Below are 20682 nucleotides of genomic sequence, written 5' to 3' on the forward strand. Positions count from 1 at the left end.
CCTTTCATTTCTGGCCCGCCTCAGTGGCGTTCCCCTCGAAAGAGATGCGCATTCTACAGAGCCCTGAGAATGTGTCAACGAGGTTAATCAATTATTTTCAGCCTGTCTCGGTTAGCCCTTATAAAGCTGCTCAAATCGCAAGCAGAAAGCTCACTTCTAGACCAAAACTACGAGGATTCACCTGCCGAACGGCGCGATTTTCTAAACAAGGCAAAAACCGGCCCCGACAACGCATAAACAAGGAACCCGCTAAACAGGACCGTTGCCGGATCAAGCGCGACAACCACAAACATCAGCACCACCAGGAGTATTGCAGCGAACGGCACCCGCCCCCGCATGTCCAGATCCTTGAAACTCTTATAGAGAATGTTGCTGACCATCAGTACACCACAACCGCCAACGACGACAATCGTCATGAGGGTTAGCCAACTGGCCGGCTCCATCGCATGAAAACACCACACCAATCCGGCAACACACGCTGCGGCTGCAGGACTGGGCAGCCCCACGAAAAACTTCTTGTCCATGGAGCCGATCTGGGTGTTGAATCGCGCCAACCGCAAAGCAGCACCCGCAACATAGATAAAGGTAATGGCCCAACCAACCTGACCAAGACTGTTCAGTGACCAGAAGAACGCCACCATCCCCGGAGCCACACCAAAGGCGACCATATCCGCGAGACTGTCGTATTCCTCGCCGAACTTACTCTGGGTATTGGTCAACCTGGCAACCCGACCATCAAGCCCATCCAGGATCATGGATACGAAGATTGCGATCGCGGCATTGTCGAACACGCCGTTTGCAGCGGAAACGATCGCGTAGAAGCCAGAAAACAGGGAAGCCGTTGTCAGCGCATTAGGCAGCAGGTATATCCCCTTGCGACGAACCGGAGCACCTTCTACCAACTCTTCCTCGACAACCTCGCCGGACTCAATATCATGCTCATGACCAGAGGCGCCTGACCGCCCCCGAACATCTTTCTTTTCAGCCTGTGTTTCGGCCTGCTTCTTTTCATCAGTCATTCCAATCACTCCGGAAAGCATTTAGGCGGAGTATATACGAAAAACGCGGCCACCCGGGCCGCGTTTTCCAAACCAGTCCGAAGTATCGGATCAGTTTTTGTCTTTGTCCACGATCTTGTTCGCGGAGATCCAGGGCATCATGGAACGCAGCTTTTCACCAACGGTCTCGATCTGATGCTCGGCATTGATGCGGCGACGGGCCGTCATAGATGGGTAGTTGCTGCTGCCTTCCTGAATGAACATCTTGGCATATTCACCGGTCTGGATGCGCTTCAAGGCATTGCGCATGGCTTCGCGGGATTGCTCGTTGATGATCTCAGGACCGGTCACGTACTCACCATACTCCGCGTTGTTGGAGATGGAGTAGTTCATGTTGGCGATACCGCCCTCGTACATCAGGTCAACAATCAACTTCAGCTCGTGCAGACACTCGAAGTACGCCATTTCAGGCTCGTAACCGGCATCCACGAGTGTTTCGAAGGCCGCCTTTACCAGCTCAACAGTACCACCACAAAGAACAGCCTGCTCACCAAACAGATCGGTTTCAGTCTCATCCTTGAAGGTGGTTTCGATGATGCCAGTGCGGCCGCCACCGATACCGCTGGCGTATGAGAGCGCCAGGTTCTTGGCGTTGCCGGAAGCATCCTGGAAGATGGCAATCAGATCGGGGATACCGCCGCCACGGGTAAATTCGGTGCGTACAGTGTGGCCCGGCGCTTTCGGGGCAATCATGATCACGTCCAGATCCTTACGCGGCACGATCTGGTTGTAATGGATCGCAAAACCGTGGGCAAATGCCAGAGTGGCGCCCTGCTTCAGGTTCGGCTCAATTTCTGCGTTGTACAGCTGCGCCTGGAACTCGTCCGGTGTCAGGACCATAACCACATCAGCCGCGGCAACCGCTGCTGGCACGTCACTGGTTTTCAGACCATAAGCTTCTGCTTTAGCAATTGAAGATGAGCCGGGACGCAGACCAACCGTTACATCCACACCGGACTCTTTCAGGTTGCATGCATGCGCGTGCCCCTGTGAGCCAAAACCGATGATGGCAACTTTCTTGCCCTGAATGATGGAAAGATCACAATCCTTATCGTAATAAACCTGCATGGAAAACCTCTATAATATTGTATTGGCCTTTTAGGGGCCGTCATTGTACAGAATGATGTCAGTGCCTGTTACAGGCTTAATACTTTTTCACCACGGGCGATGCCCGAAACCCCGCTGCGAACAACCTCCAGCACACCCGAAGTACCCACCGCCTGAATAAAGCCGTCCAGCTTCTCACTGGCACCGGCCAACTGAACGGTATAGACCGAACTGGTAACATCCACGATCTGACCACGGAAGATATCAACCGTGCGTTTGATCTCGGCACGCTGGGACCCGGTCGCCTTGAGCTTGACCAACATAAGCTCGCGCTCAATGTGGGAGCCCTCGGTCAGATCCACCAGCTTGACCACTTCAATCAGCTTGTTGAGCTGCTTTGTGATCTGTTCGATGACCTTGTCCGAGCCGGTGGTTGTGACCGTCAGGCGCGACAGGGTTTCGTCTTCAGTAGGCGCTACCGTCAGGGTTTCAATGTTGTAGTTTCGCTGCGAGAACAGACCAACAACACGGGACAATGCACCGGGCTCGTTTTCCAGCAACACAGAAATGATTCGACGCATGATCAGACCCTCTCCGTCTTGCTGAGCCACATGTCCTTCATTGAACCACGGGCCACCTGCATTGGGTAAACGTGCTCAAAACGATCCACGTAGATATCAACGAAAACCAGCTTGTCTTTCATCGCCAGCACTTCTTTAAGTTTTGGCACCAGATCTTCCTTCCGGTCGATGCGGACACCAACATGGCCATAAGCCTCAGCCAGTTTTATAAAGTCCGGCAGGGACTCCATGTAGGACTGGGAGTGACGGGACTCGTAATTCATGTCCTGCCACTGCTTGACCATACCCAGGGCCTGGTTGTTCAAATTGATGATCTTTACCGGAATATCGTACTGACTACAGGTCGACAGCTCCTGGATATTCATCTGGATACTGCCTTCACCGGTAATGCAAAGCACCTCGTCATCAGGGAAGTTCAACTTGACTCCCATGGCCGCCGGCAGGCCGAAGCCCATAGTGCCGAGGCCGCCGGAGTTGATCCAGCGATTGGGTTTATCAAATTTGTAGTACTGGGCAGCAAACATCTGGTGCTGACCTACGTCGGAGGTCACAAAGGCTTCACCATTGGTAAGCTTCCAGAGCGCCTCTACCACTTCCTGCGGTTTGATGACATCCGGGCTGGTTTCGTAACGCATACCATGGAATGCCCGCCACTCTTCAATCTGCTTCCACCACGCGGCGATTGCGTCCGCGTCGGGCTTTTCCTTGCTCTCTTTGACGAGAGTGATCATTTCCTTGAGCACCGCATCCACAGGACCAACAATGGGAACATCCGCATCAATGGTTTTGGAGATGGAGGCCGGATCGATATCGATATGGACAATGCGGGCACCAGGACAGAACTTCTCTGTCGCATTGGTCACCCGATCATCGAAGCGCGCACCCACACAAAGGATCAGATCCGAATGATGCATGGCCATGTTGGATTCGTAGGTACCGTGCATGCCCAGCCAGCCGATGTGTTGCGTATCGGAAGCGGGATAACAGCCAATGCCCATCAGAGTATTGGTAATCGGGTACCCCAACATTCTGACCAACTCAGTCAGCTGATCCGTTGCTTTGCCAAGGATGACACCGCCGCCCGCGTAAATGATGGGACGTTTGGCTGCCATGAGCATATCAACGGCTTTCTTGATCTGCCCAGCGTGGCCACGAATGGCCGGATTGTACGAACGGAGCTTGACCTTCTTGGGGAAGACATACTCGTAGCGTTCGTTTGGCGTTGTCATATCTTTCGGGATATCAACAACAACTGGTCCGGGACGACCGGTTGAGGCAATGTAATAGGCCTTGCGGACGATCTCGGGAATTTCTTCCGGATGACGGACACTCAGGTTGTGTTTCACAACGGGCCGGGAGACACCGATCATATCGGTTTCCTGGAATGCATCTTCACCGATCAGCGTAGATGCAACCTGACCGCACAGAACCACCATGGGAATGGAATCCATGAAGGCAGTGGCAATGCCAGTGATGGTGTTGGTGGCGCCAGGACCCGAGGTCACCAGAACGGTGCCCGGTAATCCGGTGGCACGGGCGTAACCGTCGGCCATGTGGACCGCAGCCTGCTCGTGACGCACCAGAATGTGCTTAACCTTGTCCTGCCTGAACAGCGCGTCATAAATATGCAGCGCTGCACCACCCGGATAGCCATATATGTATTCGATCCCCTCATCTTGCAGGGACCGGATCAGCATATCGGCGCCAGACAATAACTCCACGATATTCTACCCTCTTTTACGAGTGAATGAGCCGGGAAACGTCCCGGTTGCCTGGATGTCCGGACATCATGCTTCTTGTGAAAGCTGAACCGGATACTCCGCCACACCAGCTATTAAGAGGTTGTCTCCTGGCCAGCCGCCCTCCTGAGGGTTGCGGAGAACGGCCAATCAACGGGTTGCACGTAAGCAACAACCAGTCCGCGACCTGCGCGGGGCATTCAGTGTGGTAATTAACGGGGGATACTCGCTCGGGATTGCCTGCCGTATTGACCCCAGTCTTCAGGCAATCGGTAATTTTGACAGCGCCAAACTCCCTGTCAATAGCGGCGGACGTTTTCTCTGCCCGCACCCGCCGAAGGTCTGCCATACTTTGTGCAACTATTTGAACCAGACTAAAGAAAGTTGCCTTTACAAATGGCAAGATAAACATAGGCTAACATAGAGACGGTGCCGCCACGGGCGGTACTTCGACAAGGCTAACGCGGAATGAGCAACGGCATGAACAGAAAAACCCTCACCCTGGCAGTACTTCTGGCTGCGACACCAGCAATGGCTTTCGCGGCTTCCGTGTACAAATGGACCGACGAAGACGGGGTTACGCACTTTGGCGATCGGCAGCCAGCCGGACAGCAGGCGGAGTCCGTCAATGTCCGCACCGGCAAATCCTCAGGGGGTAACCGGATGAGCCCGCAGGAACAATTGGAACAACTTGAAACCCGGGAAGCCAAAGAAAGCGAGGAACGCCAGGAAAGCGCCGTAGAAGAAGCCCGACGCAAACAACGGGAAGCCAACTGCGAAACCGCACGCACCAATCTTAAGCTAATTCAGCAGAACAGCCGGATCCGTATAGAAGAGAAAGGGGAACTGCGGTATCTGACCCCCGAAGAAATCGAGGAACAGAAACAACAGTTTGAAAAAATCGCGGAGGAAAACTGCGGCGGACCTGCCGAAGGTTAGAACAAGAGATGCTGCTGACTGACCCGGAAGAGGCGGAGCACAATGCTCCGCCTCTTCGCTGCTGGCATTATGCCTTTAAAAACTCCAAACCATGATCTTTCACCGAGCCACGAATGGTATCACCGGGCAGGAAGTCTCCTTGCAGTAACCTCTGGGCCAGCGGGTTCTCAATCATTCGCTGAATGGCTCGCTTCAATGGCCGAGCACCGTAAACGGGATCATAGCCAACTTCCGCCAGCAGCTCCATCGCCGCGTCATCCAGCACCAACGACATATCCTGCTCTTTCAGGCGCTTGCCCAGAGCATCAACCTGAATCCGGGCAATGCCCTGAATCTGGCTTTCAGCCAGCGGATGGAACACCACCACTTCATCCACCCGGTTGATGAACTCTGGCCTGAAGTGAGTACCCACTACGGCCATAACATCGCTTTTCATAGCTTCGTAGTTTTCCTCACCTGCCTTCTGCTGAATGATGTCCGAGCCAAGGTTTGAGGTCATCACGATGACGGTATTGCGAAAATCCACCGTTCTGCCCTGACCATCTGTAAGGCGCCCATCCTCCAGCACCTGCAACAGGATGTTAAATACGTCCGGGTGCGCCTTCTCAACTTCATCCAAAAGTAACACTGAGTATGGCCGGCGGCGGACCGCTTCAGTCAGGTAGCCGCCCTCCTCGTAACCAACGTATCCGGGAGGTGCACCAATCAGTCGAGCGACGGAATGTTTCTCCATGAACTCAGACATGTCGATTCGAACCATGGCCTCCTCGGTGTCGAACAGGAACGATGCCAGAGCCTTACAGAGCTCGGTTTTACCCACACCGGTCGGCCCCAGAAACAGGAAAGAACCATTCGGGCGGTGAGGGTCTGACAACCCTGCACGAGACCGACGAACCGCATTGGAAACGGCCTCGACCGCTTCGTCCTGGCCGATGACACGGCCATGGAGGGCTTCCTCCATTCGCATCAGTTTGTCGCGCTCGCCTTCCAGCATTTTCGAAACCGGAATACCTGTCCACTTGGACACCACTTCGGCGATTTCCTCATCGGTCACGCGGTTACGCAGCAGCTTCATCTCCATCATTTCCGCCTGGCTTGCCATGTCCAGTTGGCGCTCCAGCTCCGGAATCTGGCCGTATTGCAACTCAGACATGCGGCCGAGATCACCGGCACGGCGGGCATTTTCCAGGTCTATCCGAGCCTGTTCCAGTTGACTCTTGATCTTCTGGGAACCATGCAGTGCCGCTTTTTCGGTATTCCAGACCTCCTCCAGATCCGCATACTCACGCTCGATACCGGAGATGACTTCCGAGAGTTCGGAGAGCCGCTTCTTGGACGCCGCATCGGTTTCCTTTTTCAACGCCTCCCGTTCAATTTTCAACTGGATCAGACGCCGCTCAAGGCGATCCAGCGCTTCGGGTTTGGAGTCCATCTCCATGCGGATCTGGCTTGCCGCTTCGTCCACCAGATCAATGGCCTTGTCGGGCAACTGACGGTCGGCGATGTAACGATGAGACAACCTGGCCGCTGCGATGATGGCACCGTCTGTGACTTCCACACCGTGATGAACTTCGTAGCGTTCCTTCAGGCCACGGAGGATCGCGATGGTGTCCTCCTCGGTGGGTTCGGAAACCAAAACCTTCTGGAACCGACGCTCGAGGGCAGCATCTTTTTCAATATTCTCGCGGTATTCATCAAGAGTGGTAGCACCTACGCAATGCAATTCCCCGCGCGACAAAGCGGGCTTGAGCATGTTGCCGGCATCCATGGAGCCTTCCGCTTTACCCGCACCAACCATGGTGTGAATTTCGTCAATAAACAGGATGATCTGTCCTTCCTGCTTGGCCAACTCATTCAGCACGGATTTGAGGCGCTCTTCAAACTCACCCCGGAACTTGGCGCCCGCAATCAGCGAGCCCATATCCAATGACAGCACACGCTTATTCTTGAGCCCTTCCGGCACCTCGCCGTTGACAATCCGCTGGGCAAGTCCTTCTACAATCGCGGTCTTACCCACGCCGGGCTCACCAATAAGCACTGGATTGTTCTTGCGACGACGCTGCAGCACCTGAATGGTCCGACGGATCTCATCATCGCGGCCAATCACCGGGTCCAACTTGCCAGCCTCGGCACGTTCGGTCAGATCAATGGCATATTTAGAGAGCGCCTGACGATTCTCTTCCGCAGACGCATCGTCAACCGACTCACCACCTCTAATCTCATCGATGGCGCGCTCCAATGCGGATTTGTCGACACCCTGCTCCCGCAGAACCCGTCCAAGGCTGCCCCGATCCTCAAGTGCCGCCAGCAGCAGCAATTCGCTGGAAATGAACTGGTCACCCCGTTTCTGCGCCAGCTTATCGGCAATATTGAACAGCCGTCCCATATCGTTTGACATAGAGACATCGCCGGCAGAGCCCTGCACTTCCGGCAGGTTTTCAATCTCCCGGGCCACAGCCTGGCGTATCCGGGAAGGCTCAGCGCCCGACTGTTTCAACAGCGGCTTGATGGAGCTGCCTTCCTGATCCATCAGCGCCTGCATCAGGTGCACGGGTTCTATAAAATTGTGATCCCTGCCTACCGCCAGGGACTGGGCGTCGGCCAGTGCGGTCTGGAGTTTGCTAGTCAGTTTGTCGATTCTCATAATCCGTCTTCCCAAATCTCTGTCACTTAACCGATTGGAGACACCCATCGGCGACATTGCGTCTGCTTTGACAGTTAATGTAGGGGCGATTGGTGGGAGTTCAAGCAGACCGGACTGGAAAGTGTCAGAAAATTGACGAACATCATGAGATGAATATCAGGCTTGCCATTCTCCCGGTTTGCCCGTCTCGACGATAGGAGAAGAACCGCTCACTATCGGTTACCGTGCAGAATTCACCACCGTAGACCTGAAGCACACCTGCCATTGCCAGCCTCTGCCGGGCAAGCTCATAGATATCCGCAAGATAATGCGTTGGATTTCGGGGATTGGAAATGAATGCATCACCCGATTGGGAATCGTTCATCAGGAAAGCCTCCCTGACCTCGGGGCCAACCTCAAACTGCTCAGGACCAATGGCCGGTCCCAACCACGCCAGGACGGCCGCGGGGTTGCCCAGATGCTCAATCGTTCGCTCCAGAACACCACCACACAAGCCGCGCCAGCCAGCATGGGCAGCGGCCACCTGGCCACTGACAGGGTTGCAGAAAAGCACCGGAAGACAGTCCGCTGTCATCGCCACACATGCCACCCCAGGCTGGGAGGTCACACTGGCATCCGCGGTGACCGAACCCGACTGCGGCAATTCAGCGACGTCGGTACCGTGAACCTGATTAAGCCAACCGAATGACTGCAAGCCGGGCCCAGCCCACTGCCCAAGCAGGGACCGATTTTTCGCCACATCATCGGGATGATCTCCCACATGCGTGCCGAGGTTCAGGGACTGCCACGGCGCCTGACTGACCCCGCCCATTCTCGTCGTGCATGCGGCATGAACCCAGGCCGGAGCCGGCCAGTCAGGGACAATCACCGGCAGTTCAGACGTCATGGCTCTCCAGCTCCTTAACGTGCTTGCGAAGCGCGGCCAGCAGACCTTCGATGTCATCAGGCAGCGGCACCTCCCAAGTCAGTATCTCACCGGTTTGCGGGTGTTCCAAAGTCAATTGGCGTGCATGGAGCGCCTGCCTCTGGAAACTGGCAAGCACCTCCCTCAACTCGTCCGTTGTGCCTTTCGGCAAGCGTAGCCGACCACCGTATTGGGGGTCGCCCACCAATGGATGTTTCACGTGGGCCATATGAACCCTTATTTGGTGGGTACGACCGCTCTCCAGCTTGCAGCGAACGTGGGTGTGCGCTGCAAAGCGCTCCACCAGGCGATAATGCGTTACCGCTGGCTTGCCCGTGGGCACGACCGCCATCTTCTTGCGCTCACGGGGATGGCGACCAATCGGCGCGTCCACCGTCGAGCCTCCTGTAAGGGTCCCGACAACAATGGCTTCGTACTCCCGCCCCATGGTCCGGGTCTGCAACTGGTCGACCAGCGATGTGTGAGCAATCAGGCTACGTGCTACCACCATGATACCGGACGTGTCTTTGTCGAGACGATGCACAATACCCGCTCTGGGCAGGTTCTCCACTTCCGGGGCATGGTTGAGAAGGGCATTGACCAGGGTACCATCAGCGTGGCCTGCCGCCGGGTGGACCACAAGGCCTGCAGGCTTGTTGATGACCAACAGGTGCTCATCCTCGTACACAATATCCAGGTCTATCGATTCCGCTTCCCAGCTAACCTGCGCCTCCGGCTCCGCATCCAGTTCGAGCCGGTCGCCCAGCATCACCTTGTCCCGGGGTTTACAGGACTTTCCATTGACCGTCAGCGCGCCGCTCTTGATCCAGCCCTGCAGTCGGGAACGCGAGTGCTCTGGCATCAATTCGGCTGCAGCCTGATCCAGGCGGCGGTCGCTGTGCTCCGGTGGAACGGAGAAGCTGGCGATAATACGGTTTTCAGATGACATTGAGCCCCCGGGGCCGGTATGAGTGTTACGTTTGAGTCAGAATTTCTGAATCCACGGCGCGTGCCACTGCACATGTGAACGGATCCCCGTTACAATGGCCGTCATTTCGAATTTTGCCATTATACGGGATTCCGGCATGAGATCAGTTGTCCGATTACTGCTAGTCACCACCGCAGCACTATTCATCAGTGCCTGCGCATCGAACGATAAGCAGGAAGAAGTACTGCCGGAGCAAACCTATTACGAAAATGCCCGCGATGCGATGAACTCGGGCAACTTCAACGAAGCCGAGCAGAACCTCGACTATCTGGAAACCTACTACCCATTTGGCCGCTATGCGGAACAGGCCCAATTGGACCTCATTTATGCCCGCTACCAGAACCTTGACCTGGAAGGGGCTCGCGCGGCGGCAGACCGTTTTCTTCGACTGAACCCACAGAGCGATCACGCCGACTATGCGCTCTATATGCGCGGCCTGGCATCCTATAATCTGGATATTGGCCTGGCCGCCCGCTACTTCCCGGTGGACGTTTCGGCAAGAGACCCCGGCGAACAGCGCCAGGCGTTCCAGGACTTTTCCGAACTGCTGAACCGTTACCCCTCCAGCGAATACGCTCCAGATGCTCGCCAGCGTATGATCGCAATCCGCAACCGTCTGGCTGAACTGGAACTTTACGCGGCACGATACTACATCAGTCGGGAAGCCTACATTGCCGCGAACAACCGGGCTCGCTATATTATCGAAAACTATTCAACGACGCCGTCCGTCGAAGAGGCTTTGATTATCCTGGCGGAAACGTTCCGTTTCATGGATCTGAAAAAAGGTGCAACGGATGCCGTAGCGATGCTGAAAGAGAACTTCCCGGACAGCACGGCCTTCAATGAGAGCGGAGAGTTCCAGCCAGACATCCTCAAACGCGAGGACCGCTCCCTGTCTAGCGTGGTCACCTTCGGCCTGATGGGCGACGAATAAGGTTTTCCAGGGCTGCCCGAGCAATCAGGCAGCCCACAGACAACCTACTTTCCGCTTTTCCAGCCATTGGTAATCGGATAACGCCGGTCCTTACCAAAACCCCGTTCGGTAATTCTCACGCCTATCGGCGCCTGCCTGCGCTTGTATTCGTTGATATCCACCAGCCGCACCACGCGATCGACATCCGCCCTGTCGAATCCCTGAGCCACAATGGCATCGGCACTGAGATCCCGCTCCACATAGAGATTGAGGATCTGATCGAGAACGTCGTATCCCGGCAGGCTATCCTCGTCTTTTTGATCCGGTGCCAGTTCCGCCGACGGCGGACGGGTAATGACCCGTTCCGGAATCACCTGCGAAACACTGTTGCGGTACCAGGCGAGGCGAAAAACCAGGGTTTTGGGGACATCCTTGAGCACGTCAAACCCTCCGGCCATATCTCCGTAAAGGGTTGAGTAGCCCACCGCCATTTCACTTTTGTTGCCCGTTGTCAGGACCAGCGAACCGAACTTGTTGGATAGAGACATCAGCAGGACGCCCCGCAGCCGTGCCTGCAGGTTCTCCTCGGTGGTATCTGGCTTCGTACCCTCAAACGGGGCCGCCAATGTTTCCATAAAGGCATCGTACATAGGCTCAATGGAGAACACGTCGTACTGAACGCCCAGGGCCACAGCCTCGGCTTCTGCGTCCTCAATACTCATCCCCGAGGTATAGCGAAAAGGCATCATCACTGCGCGTACCCGGTCGGCCCCAAGAGCATCCGCCGCAATAGCCAGGGTTACCGCTGAATCGATACCGCCGGAGAGCCCCAGGACTACGGATTTAAAGCCATTCTTGTTAACGTAGTCCCGCACCCCCAAGACAAGGGCTTTGTAGACATTTTCCTCCAGCGAAGGCTCCGCAATGGCAGGCTGCGGGATTGGCTGGCAATGATGTTCACAGACGAAGTCCACCGGATAGAGCCCTTCGCTGAACTGTGGTGCTTCGGCTGCGAGCACCCCGGAATGGTCGTAAACCACAGAGCCACCATCAAAGACCAGTTCGTCCTGCCCGCCGATCAGATTGACGTAGACAATACTGACCCGATTCTCAAAAGCCTTGCGCTCTACCAGAGCCTTTCGGCGCACCTGCTTGTCAATATCGTAAGGTGACGCATTGAGGTTGACGACCAGCCTGGCGCCTGCCGCGGCAGCGTCTTCCACCGGCCCTTCGCTCCAAATGTCCTCACATATGGTAATACCCACTGGCACCCCTTTGATATCCATGACCAGGGTATCCACACCATTCGCAAAATAGCGCTTCTCGTCGAAAACCTGGTAATTGGGGGGAAACCGCTTGAAGTAGCGCCCGGTTATATTTCCTTGCTCGATGGCGACCGCAGCATTGTAAAGCAGAGCGCCCTCCCGTATAGGAGCCCCCACGATGATGGCAGGGCCCAGATGTTCCCCACGCAAGGTTTCCAGCGCATCTGCAACACGCACATCCATACTGGGACGTAACAAAAGGTCTTCCGGTGGATAACCCGTAAGACACAGTTCCGGGAAAACAACCAGGTCCGCCTGATGCTCCTGCTCCGCGCGTCGGGTCGCCTCAATCACCTTTTGGGTATTGCCAGGGATATCGCCCACCAGAAAATCGAGTTGGGCCATCACTACCCGAAGTTTTCCGGGCTCCTGGCCATCCTTTTGCACGGACATAACGCAGCTCCTGTAACTCATTGCCATTAAAAGGCTATTATAACCCCGCAAGACATCAGAATTCTCGCGGGATATCCACTGGACGATGGCGCAACCAATCACTCCTGATCAGCAACCCATGACCGATACACCACCGTCAAACCAGCGGGGCCGGCTGTTTCGGATCTATAACCACTACCGCGTCGTCGTCAGCGTTATACTGGTGGCGTTGCTGTTTGTGGACCCCATAAACTTCGACTCCCGCTTCCGATCGATGGATTATTACCAGGCCGGGGTGGTCTGCTATCTCGCCATCAATGGCTTCATCGCACTGATAATGCTGGCAGGTTTTCAGCCCAGAAGCCGCCATATCACTGTATCCATATTGATGGACATCCTGCTCCTGCATGGACTCCTGATTACCAGCACCGGCATTACCAACGGGCTGGCCAATCTGGTTATTGTTTCTGTTGCTGCAGGTAACATCCTTACCCCTACCAGGATCGGCACCTTCTACGCGGCGTTGGGTGCTATCTGTTCTCTGGGTATCTCGACCTGGTCCGTGCTGGTGTTTGGCGACTCAGCCGATGAAATTGTTCGTGCTGGCTCCCTCGGTATTCTCTATTTTGCCGCTGCGTTCATCCTTCAATATATATCGCGGCGCATGCTGCGCAGCGAAGCACTTGCCAGTTCCCGCGCCCGCAGCATTGCCGAACTGGAGCAGATCAATCGTCAGATTATCCAACGTATGAGAACCGGCATTCTTGTGCTCGACCGGTTTGGGCGCATCCGTCTGGCCAATGCTGCTGCGGAAGAATTGCTGTTTGGCACGACCACCGAGGACACGAAACTACCCAGCCGGGGACGAAATCTGCCGCGACCGCTCCGAAGAGGCCTAGACGCCTGGCTGAAAGACCCTGCCCGCAGAACAGAACCTTTCCAGGCCACACAAACCTCGCCCGTGGTACAAGCCAATTTCACTCAGCTCGATCAGCAACGAGGCGACCAGATTCTGGTATTTATCGATGACATGAGCAGGGTGACGCAACAAGCCCAGCAAATGAAGTTGGCTTCCCTGGGGCGACTAACCGCAGGTATTGCCCATGAAATTCGTAATCCCCTGGGCGCTATCAGCCACGCGTCCCAGTTGATGAACGAATCTCCCAACCTGGATGAGGGGGATCGCAAAATGCTGGACATTATCGAACGACACTCCCGCCGGGTGAATGGCATCATTGAAAACGTGCTTGACCTGTCGCGACGACGCGCTGCCGACACCGACCTGATTGACGTCGGCCAATGGTTATCCGCCTTCCGTGACGATTACCTGCAAACCCAGAGTAATGAACACCAGAAGTCCGACGACATTCTGCTTCGCACAGAACGCGAACTGCCCCTGGCGCGCTTTGATATCAGCCAGATTGAGCAGGTGATGGTAAACCTCTGCGACAATGGCCTCCGGTATAGTAAGCAGGCAACGGGCGAACGCCGCATCGAACTGTATGCGGGCGTTACCGGCGATGGTGAGCGCGCCTATGTAGATGTTCGCGATTTCGGCCCGGGCATCGCTCCAGAGCACCGCGTATCTGTTTTTGAACCTTTTTTCACAACCGACAAGAGTGGGACAGGGCTCGGCCTTTATCTGGCACGAGAACTGTGCGAGGCTAATCAGGCTCACCTGTCCCTGGTAGAAGGCAACCAGCCCGGCTGTTGTTTCCGCATTACATTCGCCCACCATGGACGGATGATCTAACAAACCCGGAAGCCCGGTAGTCTGAATAACGACATGGAACCGATAACAATCCAATGACCACTCATACCGCCCTGATCGTAGACGACGAACCCGATATCCGGGACCTTCTGGAAATCACACTCAGCCGAATGGGAATAACAACCCTGACCGCGCCAGACATCACCTGCGCGAAAAAGCTTCTGGGTGAACACAAACCACAACTCTGCCTGACAGACATGAACCTGCCCGATGGCAATGGTATCGAGCTGGTGCAGTGGATACAGCAGAATACGCCTAGCACCCCGGTGGCCGTCATTACTGCCTACGGCAACATGGATACGGCCATTGAGTCCCTGAAGGCCGGAGCATTCGATTTCGTGTCCAAGCCGGTCGAGCTTCCGCGACTTAGAGAGTTGGTGAATAGTGCTCTAAAACTTTCGGAACCAGCGCCAGAATCCGAATCAGGCCCTGATGAGCCGGGCCTTCTACTGGGGCAGTCCTCGGAAATCAAGCGCCTGAGAAACCAGGTGCGAAAACTGGCCAGAAGCCAGGCCCCCGTGTTCATAAGCGGCGAATCCGGCAGCGGCAAGGAACTGGTGGCTCGAATGATCCACATCCAGGGCCCTCGCCGGGACAAGCCATTTATCGCGGTTAACTGCGGTGCAATCCCATCGGAGTTGATGGAAAGCGAGTTTTTCGGCCACAAGAAAGGAAGTTTTACAGGCGCTGTGGACAACAAGGACGGCCTGTTTCGCTCCGCCGATGGCGGCACCCTGTTCCTGGATGAGGTTGCCGACCTACCTCTCGCCATGCAGGTAAAGCTGTTGCGTGCTATTCAGGAAAAAGCCGTTCGGCCAGTAGGTGACACCAAAGAGGTACCGGTGGATATTCGCGTGCTAAGCGCCACCCACAAGGACCTACCCAACCTGGTACAAGAAGGCGAGTTTCGACAGGATCTGTTTTACCGGATCAACGTTATCGAGTTAGCGGTGCCGGCGCTGAGAGACCGACCAGATGATATCAACCTCCTCTCAGGACACATTCTCGAGCGTATCGCCCGGGAATACGAGTGCGAGCCAGCATCACTGACCCGAGAAGCGATCGAGAGGCTAAAAGGCTATGAGTTTCCAGGCAATGTGCGAGAACTGGAGAACATCCTGGAACGGGCTTTTACGCTCTGCGATGCAGACCTGATTGGCCCCGAAGACCTTCATCTGGGTAACTGCCCGGCACCATCCGGACTCGCACCCGCCGGTAGCACGGCGTTCTCCGCTGAGCATGAAGCACTGGCCGCACCTGAGGGAGAAATTGATCTGGAAAACTACCTGGAAACCATAGAGCGGCAAGCCATCGAGAAAGCCCTTGAGGCAACCCGGTGGAACAAGACGGCGGCTGCCAAAAGGCTGGGGATCAGTTTCAGGGCGTTGAGATATCGGTTGAAGAAGTTGGGGATGGAGTGACACTTATTGTAGAATTTTGACGCCGGTCGAGTGTCCGGCGCCTCGTGAAAACTACTAAACATTGTTCCAGGAAGGAACATAAGCGGAGAATCAAGGATGACCCTTTATCGTTCTGCCTCAGGCTTTACCCTTATAGAGCTTCTGACCGTACTTGTTTTTATTGCCGTCGCCGGTAGCTACACCCTCAGCAATTGGGGTGGCTGGGTTGATACATCCAGACATCGCAACCTGATCCTTTCCTATCAGGACCACTTCGCTTATGCCCGATGGGAAGCGGTCACCAGCGGCAAAGTGGTTACAATCTGCCCATTGTCTGCAGCAAGCACCTGTATTGATGATTGGAACAGCGAAGTGTCGGTTTTCCATGACAGCAATCATGACGGAAAACCGGATGGGGACGAAGTATTGCGCGTTATTTCCAGGCCGGACAGTTTCAGCGTCAGGTCACGAACCGGCGGCAAGGGCTATCTGCGTTTCTCACCAAATGGAACCACTCATGGAATGACGGGCAGCCTCATAGTCTGCTCAAGTCATGCCCGAAAAAAACTGATGAGTTACCTTGCCCTCAATAAGGGTGGACGGTTGAGAATACAGCATGACGACGATCACGACAGCCTGATTATGCTGCCGTGGGGCACCGAGTTGAGATGCTGACCTGACTGTTGAGAGTAGCGGGCCTGACCGGCCCGCTAGAGCATATGATTTACTTGCTCCATGTATTCTCAGCGGTAGCAAATGTCCCGTTGTTGTCCTTATCCCAGCGTTTTACACCTGTGGACGTGAGCTCCATGATGCCATCACCCGCCTGGCCGTTCTTCGGAGTCGCACGCAAAACATAGGAAGAATCATTGGCAGACTGAATCGTCAAATCATAGAATTTGGTCGACCCATCTAGTGGCGCCTCATTGGGATAAATACCGGGGCTCCCTGTATCACCGCTTTCAGCGGCATTTTTGTAACTGCTGTTCGTCGTGTAATGACGTTCCATCGCATTGGCCAACCCCGAAAGTGCGCCCTGAGCATCTGAACGACGAGTGCTCTCAACGTGCTCGAGATAGCTTGGGTAGGCAACCGCCGCCAATATACCGACGATTGCCACCACGATCATCAACTCTATTAACGTGAAACCTTTTTTAGTCTTCATGGCAAACAAAGGCTTACTCCTCAAACCAGTAGGTTTCAACAACGCCGACGACTGAATCCACCGTCCGACACTCAGCACCAACGCATACGATATCTGTGTCGTCAACACGCATCCTTTGAGGATTAGGGGGCAAGCCGATTGTATTCAATTCCACGAATCGGTCTGCGACAGTGAGGTCATCACTGGTTCCATCAGCACCGTCTGACTCGTCGTAGTTCACGACTGCACGACTATCCAGTGCAGATACATGGTAGAGCCTCGATGTGCCTGCCGCCGGCACACACGGATTGGTGCTAGGAGTAGGTTCGTACGTTGTGAAAAAGATTTCGTTATTGATGGTTTGGCTTGTAGACAACACCTTCTCGCCGGTATTGTTCAGACTGATATACCATCCTTTTGAATTACCCAGAGCTTCAGCTGCTGCTGCACGATCCGCTTCAGTTACGCCATCCTGAATGAGATTATCAGTAGCGTTATAAAGCGATGCTTCCGTCAAAGCGGTATAATCAACGTTGCCGTCCGCATCAACGGGAGGAGATGTAACATCCGGCATCCTTAGCATGTAGAACCGGTCATTGATAGCCTCATCCAGAGGATGAGCCTGATACCCCGAGCCAATGGCGAGCCCTAGATACCTGGCGCCACCGATCTTGATGCCAAAAATATCCGGTGCGTGATAAAAACGCCGTGCATCCGAAGCGCCTGTACCAGCAAGGTCCGCTATTCTTCCCCCCGTCACAAGAGTACTAGCACTGTTGCCATTCGTGATATCGAACCGGAAAATCTGCCCGCCCATATCGCCAATGTAGATCTGGTTAGCGCGGCCGTCACCTGTCACATCAATCACCTTCGGCGCAGACGGAATACTATATTCGAGGGTCGCCAGCTCAAGATCAGCACCACTGCCCGTCGGCCCAGCCCACCAGAGACGATCACCGGTCTCTGCGTCCACTATATAGATAGCGCGGCCAACACTGTCAGGTGTCCGAACATCGACGTTGTCCTGATTGGTGTCATAACCGCCACCGAAAATCAAAACCTCATACTGCTTGTTGGAAATTTTCACTTTGGTTTTGGTCGGGGTCGACCAGGTCTGACCAAGCTCTTCGAAAGACCCTCCGGTTACGCCGCCTTCAATTTGCCAGAGGAAACTTGGAGAGCCCGGATCGGTAACATCCAGGCCATAATAGCTTGAGCCACCCCTTCGCATGCCTGAGTATATATAAGCGTGGTCATCACCGTCATTTATCTGGCCATCGAAGTCGTCATCAAATACCCAACTGACGATAGTGCCATCCATTCCGTAGGTTCGGGCTTCGCCCTCTTTGTTGGTCTTCAGGCTGGCCTGATTCGGAAACAGTTCTTCAGGAATAAACGAGAAATGGGTATTGCCCGACTCCCCGCTGATTCCATGAATAAAGCCTTGATTATCACCAAAGAAGACAGCTGTCGTGGGACTATCAGCCGTTCCTCCATATACAATTAGGTGAGGCACCGAGTGAAGAGGGTCCGCGATGAACTTGCGGGAATCTTCCGTATTGCCATCATTATCCGAGTCATCCAGATCCTGTCCGCGAATCCAGTCTATCAGCGCAGAACGGTCCGTATTGCTCATCGATGGATCACCCAGCATCGCAGCTGTAATGTTGCTGTTGGTTGCTACGACTTTGTTTTGGACGGCAGTAAGGCTAGTCTTGTTTGAAGAAGCAACATACGTATAAACGTTACGATTACTGTTAGGATCTTCGTGTTGTGAAGCCGCACCACCCGCACCAACTTCCTTGCCATCCGCAGCAGGGCTCCACCAACTTCGAGCCACATCAGAGAAAAAACCCGTAGTTGGATCGACCGCTTCATTACCGTCTGCGTCCAGAATCACCGCTTCTTTCTCACCGGTCGTATCATTAGTCACGACACCAAGCCGATACCTTTTAAGATTCCCATCCCACAAGGGAACCGTATCAGGCTGAAAAACCGCGAAGTACAACGAATCGAGGTGATTCAGGCGATCGAAGGTATTAACAGCGATGCCGGGAGCTGCAAAGGTTGTAGAGCGAGCCAGTACATCAGTAAACAGATCATCAAAAGCCGACTTCAAGGACGCTGCGTTCTCAGCCTTAAAGTATGTTCCGTTACCCTTTGCCGCCGCATCGCCGAGCAATTTTTGATCGGTCTTGAAGCCCACAGTATATGTTGAAATACGCTGGTCGCCCCGAAAATCATCATCAGGGTCGTTAGATGGAGGGATCATATCGTTCTCCCACATATATCCAGCGATTTCGTCCAAGCAGTTATCTACGCAGGCTCCTGATCCCAAGACTGCCTCAAAGTCACCCTCGTGGTTGGTATCCTCCGTGGGTTCGCCATCAGTTAGGAGAACAACACTGTTTGGCTGGCATTCGTATTCGATAGGGCTCTTGTACTTACCATCTTCAGTAACACCTGGTGGTACGTCAGCAACCCAGTTGCCATTAGCATCCTGATAGGGCTCGTCCCAATACCGGATGAAATAATCTTCACCCTGAAAGTAACGCATACTCTGGAACAGGGTCTCGGAAAGCGGTGTATTACCTCCGTCACTTAGATCTTCGATACTGTCAATCAATGCGGCCCTCTTGTTTTCAATAGGGCTGACAGCAGACTTAAAATATCCCCCTTCATTACCACCAAACACCATCAAACCAACATTGACGTCTTCCATATCAGCGAAAAGATCTTTGGTAACGTCCTTCATTACTCGAAGGCGGGTTTTGCCGCCAACATCTGCCGTTCCCATACTTCCCGAAACATCAAGAATAAACATGATGTTGGGCTTTACCACACCATCTGCATCGGTGAAAAAGATCTCGGTATCGTCTGCAATCGCCGCAGTACCAGCCATCGTAAAGTAAGCAGCCGACAATACAGTTGTAAGGATATTGCTGAAGTATTTCATCTCACCTCTCCTTCACCGAGCGGCGTCCAGAAGTTAACTTCAAACACCATTTTATTTCTATCATCAAACATAATGGTGCCTGAGCGACCACTTACCTTCGGATAGTTCTCTGCTGACAGATCCTTCGCCCCCTCACTGATAACAATATCCTGGGCCGGCAGGTAAGAATGCTGCGTACAGAGTTCACACTCTACTACTCGCAACCCCAGCACATTATTTCGAGAGTCGAGAGTAAGATGAATTTCACTTGCCTCATACCCCTGAATCGTACTTTCAGAATCGCTCTGCGCAGAGGCGCTCGAAACTGCAATCATGGTCGTTATTACCACCAACCATAGACTCTGAAACATTCTGAATCTTGTCATATCGCCCCCTTCGAGCTCATTACGCTCAGTAGTATTCAATGCCTTTATAAATCGTTGCTCCTGCACCGGAGCCCGCCATTGTCGCAGTGCCTTTCAGTTCGTAACGGTATCCCTTGAGCGTTGGGGAGCTCTCGTTGGCATCCATGGAACTCCCGCTGGTAATAATCACCTCGCCAAGGTATCTAGCCTGGTGTGTGCCGGAGATGCCTTTCGCGGAATCAAGCGTGTAACTGACAACATTGCTTTTCTCATCGGCGGACTTCATCGAATCCCGCAGTAAGGAGAGATCGTTGTCATAAAGCTGTTCCAATAGCGCCCAGACACTGCTCTCCGCGCCCTGGAACGCCCGATTCGAATTTTGCGCGTTTGCAGCCATTCTCTCCTGCATGGTGGAACTGTTCATGCCAGCAACCCCCATCAAAGTAAGCACCAGCAAAAGCACAAGGCTGATAACCAGCACCGCCCCCTTTTGTCCCTTCTTGATGTTAAAGTCTTTCATAACGATAACCCGCTCTTTACTGAATATAAGCTGTTGG

17 protein-coding genes are annotated in these 20682 nt (G+C 54.2%); 5 read left to right on the forward strand and 12 right to left on the reverse strand.

The genetic code is table 11. The annotated features are described in order from the left end of the window. Positions 1–167: 167 nt before the first annotated feature. From pssA to MDG893_RS17000, 4 genes are all read right to left on the reverse strand, one after another. Positions 168–1019 (reverse strand): CDP-diacylglycerol--serine O-phosphatidyltransferase, encoded by an 852-nt coding sequence (pssA, locus tag MDG893_RS16985; protein ID WP_007155056.1) that lies wholly within the window; start codon positions 1017–1019, stop codon positions 168–170. A gap of 90 nt (positions 1020–1109) precedes the next feature. After that, positions 1110–2126 carry a ketol-acid reductoisomerase gene (ilvC, locus tag MDG893_RS16990; RefSeq protein ID WP_007155057.1) on the reverse strand — a complete coding sequence of 339 codons (1017 nt, stop codon included), beginning with the start codon at positions 2124–2126 and terminating at the stop codon, positions 1110–1112. A 68-nt stretch (positions 2127–2194) separates the two neighbouring features. Further along, the gene (gene ilvN / locus MDG893_RS16995; protein WP_007155058.1) at positions 2195–2686 is read right to left on the reverse strand and encodes an acetolactate synthase small subunit; all 492 of its coding nucleotides are present in this window, start codon (positions 2684–2686) and stop codon (positions 2195–2197) included. Positions 2687–2688: 2 nt separating this feature from the next. Then, on the reverse strand, positions 2689–4407 hold the full coding sequence (locus MDG893_RS17000; protein WP_007155059.1) for an acetolactate synthase 3 large subunit: 1719 nt from the start codon (positions 4405–4407) through the stop codon (positions 2689–2691). Between the two features lie 498 nt (positions 4408–4905). Between MDG893_RS17000 and MDG893_RS17005 the strand changes: the two genes are divergently transcribed. Further along, on the forward strand, positions 4906–5364 hold the full coding sequence (locus MDG893_RS17005; RefSeq protein ID WP_040474726.1) for a DUF4124 domain-containing protein: 459 nt from the start codon (positions 4906–4908) through the stop codon (positions 5362–5364). Positions 5365–5431: 67 nt separating this feature from the next. Here MDG893_RS17005 and clpB read toward each other — a convergent pair whose 3' ends face one another. From clpB to rluD, 3 genes are all read right to left on the reverse strand, one after another. Beyond that, positions 5432–8008: an ATP-dependent chaperone ClpB gene (clpB, locus tag MDG893_RS17010; RefSeq protein ID WP_007155061.1), complete on the reverse strand. Its 2577-nt coding sequence runs from the start codon at positions 8006–8008 to the stop codon at positions 5432–5434. Positions 8009–8150: 142 nt separating this feature from the next. After that, positions 8151–8894, reverse strand: a complete 744-nt coding sequence (gene pgeF, locus MDG893_RS17015; RefSeq protein ID WP_007155062.1) for a peptidoglycan editing factor PgeF — start codon at positions 8892–8894, stop codon at positions 8151–8153. Beyond that, positions 8884–9861, reverse strand: a complete 978-nt coding sequence (rluD, locus tag MDG893_RS17020) for a 23S rRNA pseudouridine(1911/1915/1917) synthase RluD (RefSeq protein WP_007155063.1) — start codon at positions 9859–9861, stop codon at positions 8884–8886. The genes pgeF and rluD overlap by 11 nt, the downstream gene beginning before the upstream one ends. Before the next feature lie 136 nt (positions 9862–9997). Here rluD and MDG893_RS17025 point away from each other — a divergent pair, with 136 nt between their 5' ends. After that, positions 9998–10834: an outer membrane protein assembly factor BamD gene (locus MDG893_RS17025; RefSeq protein WP_040474727.1), complete on the forward strand. Its 837-nt coding sequence runs from the start codon at positions 9998–10000 to the stop codon at positions 10832–10834. A 44-nt stretch (positions 10835–10878) separates the two neighbouring features. Here MDG893_RS17025 and MDG893_RS17030 read toward each other — a convergent pair whose 3' ends face one another. Then, positions 10879–12531, reverse strand: a complete 1653-nt coding sequence (locus MDG893_RS17030) for an NAD+ synthase (RefSeq protein ID WP_007155065.1) — start codon at positions 12529–12531, stop codon at positions 10879–10881. A gap of 118 nt (positions 12532–12649) precedes the next feature. Between MDG893_RS17030 and MDG893_RS17035 the strand changes: the two genes are divergently transcribed. From MDG893_RS17035 to MDG893_RS17045, 3 genes are all read left to right on the forward strand, one after another. Next, complete coding sequence (locus MDG893_RS17035) at positions 12650–14263, forward strand: sensor histidine kinase (protein ID WP_007155066.1); 1614 nt, start codon at positions 12650–12652, stop codon at positions 14261–14263. A 53-nt stretch (positions 14264–14316) separates the two neighbouring features. Next, complete coding sequence (locus MDG893_RS17040) at positions 14317–15702, forward strand: sigma-54-dependent transcriptional regulator (RefSeq protein ID WP_007155067.1); 1386 nt, start codon at positions 14317–14319, stop codon at positions 15700–15702. Positions 15703–15798: 96 nt separating this feature from the next. Beyond that, the gene (locus MDG893_RS17045) at positions 15799–16356 is read left to right on the forward strand and encodes a GspH/FimT family pseudopilin (RefSeq protein WP_007155068.1); all 558 of its coding nucleotides are present in this window, start codon (positions 15799–15801) and stop codon (positions 16354–16356) included. A gap of 49 nt (positions 16357–16405) precedes the next feature. On the opposite strand, the gene MDG893_RS17050 is transcribed toward MDG893_RS17045, so the two are convergent. From MDG893_RS17050 to MDG893_RS17065, 4 genes are read right to left on the reverse strand one after another with little or no spacing between them, the layout of a single operon-like run. Further along, on the reverse strand, positions 16406–16846 hold the full coding sequence (locus tag MDG893_RS17050; protein ID WP_040474728.1) for a type IV pilin protein: 441 nt from the start codon (positions 16844–16846) through the stop codon (positions 16406–16408). 13 nt (positions 16847–16859) lie between these two features. Further along, the gene (locus MDG893_RS17055) at positions 16860–19781 is read right to left on the reverse strand and encodes a PilC/PilY family type IV pilus protein (protein ID WP_007155070.1); all 2922 of its coding nucleotides are present in this window, start codon (positions 19779–19781) and stop codon (positions 16860–16862) included. Next, positions 19778–20146 (reverse strand): hypothetical protein, encoded by a 369-nt coding sequence (locus MDG893_RS17060; protein WP_007155071.1) that lies wholly within the window; start codon positions 20144–20146, stop codon positions 19778–19780. Before MDG893_RS17060 ends, MDG893_RS17055 begins: the two co-directional genes overlap by 4 nt. 25 nt (positions 20147–20171) lie before the next feature. Beyond that, on the reverse strand, positions 20172–20645 hold the full coding sequence (locus tag MDG893_RS17065) for a pilus assembly PilX family protein (RefSeq protein WP_007155072.1): 474 nt from the start codon (positions 20643–20645) through the stop codon (positions 20172–20174). Positions 20646–20682: the final 37 nt, after the last annotated feature.

The sequence above is a fragment of the Marinobacter algicola DG893 genome (assembly GCF_000170835.1).
Classification (GTDB): Bacteria; Pseudomonadota; Gammaproteobacteria; order Pseudomonadales; family Oleiphilaceae; genus Marinobacter; species Marinobacter algicola.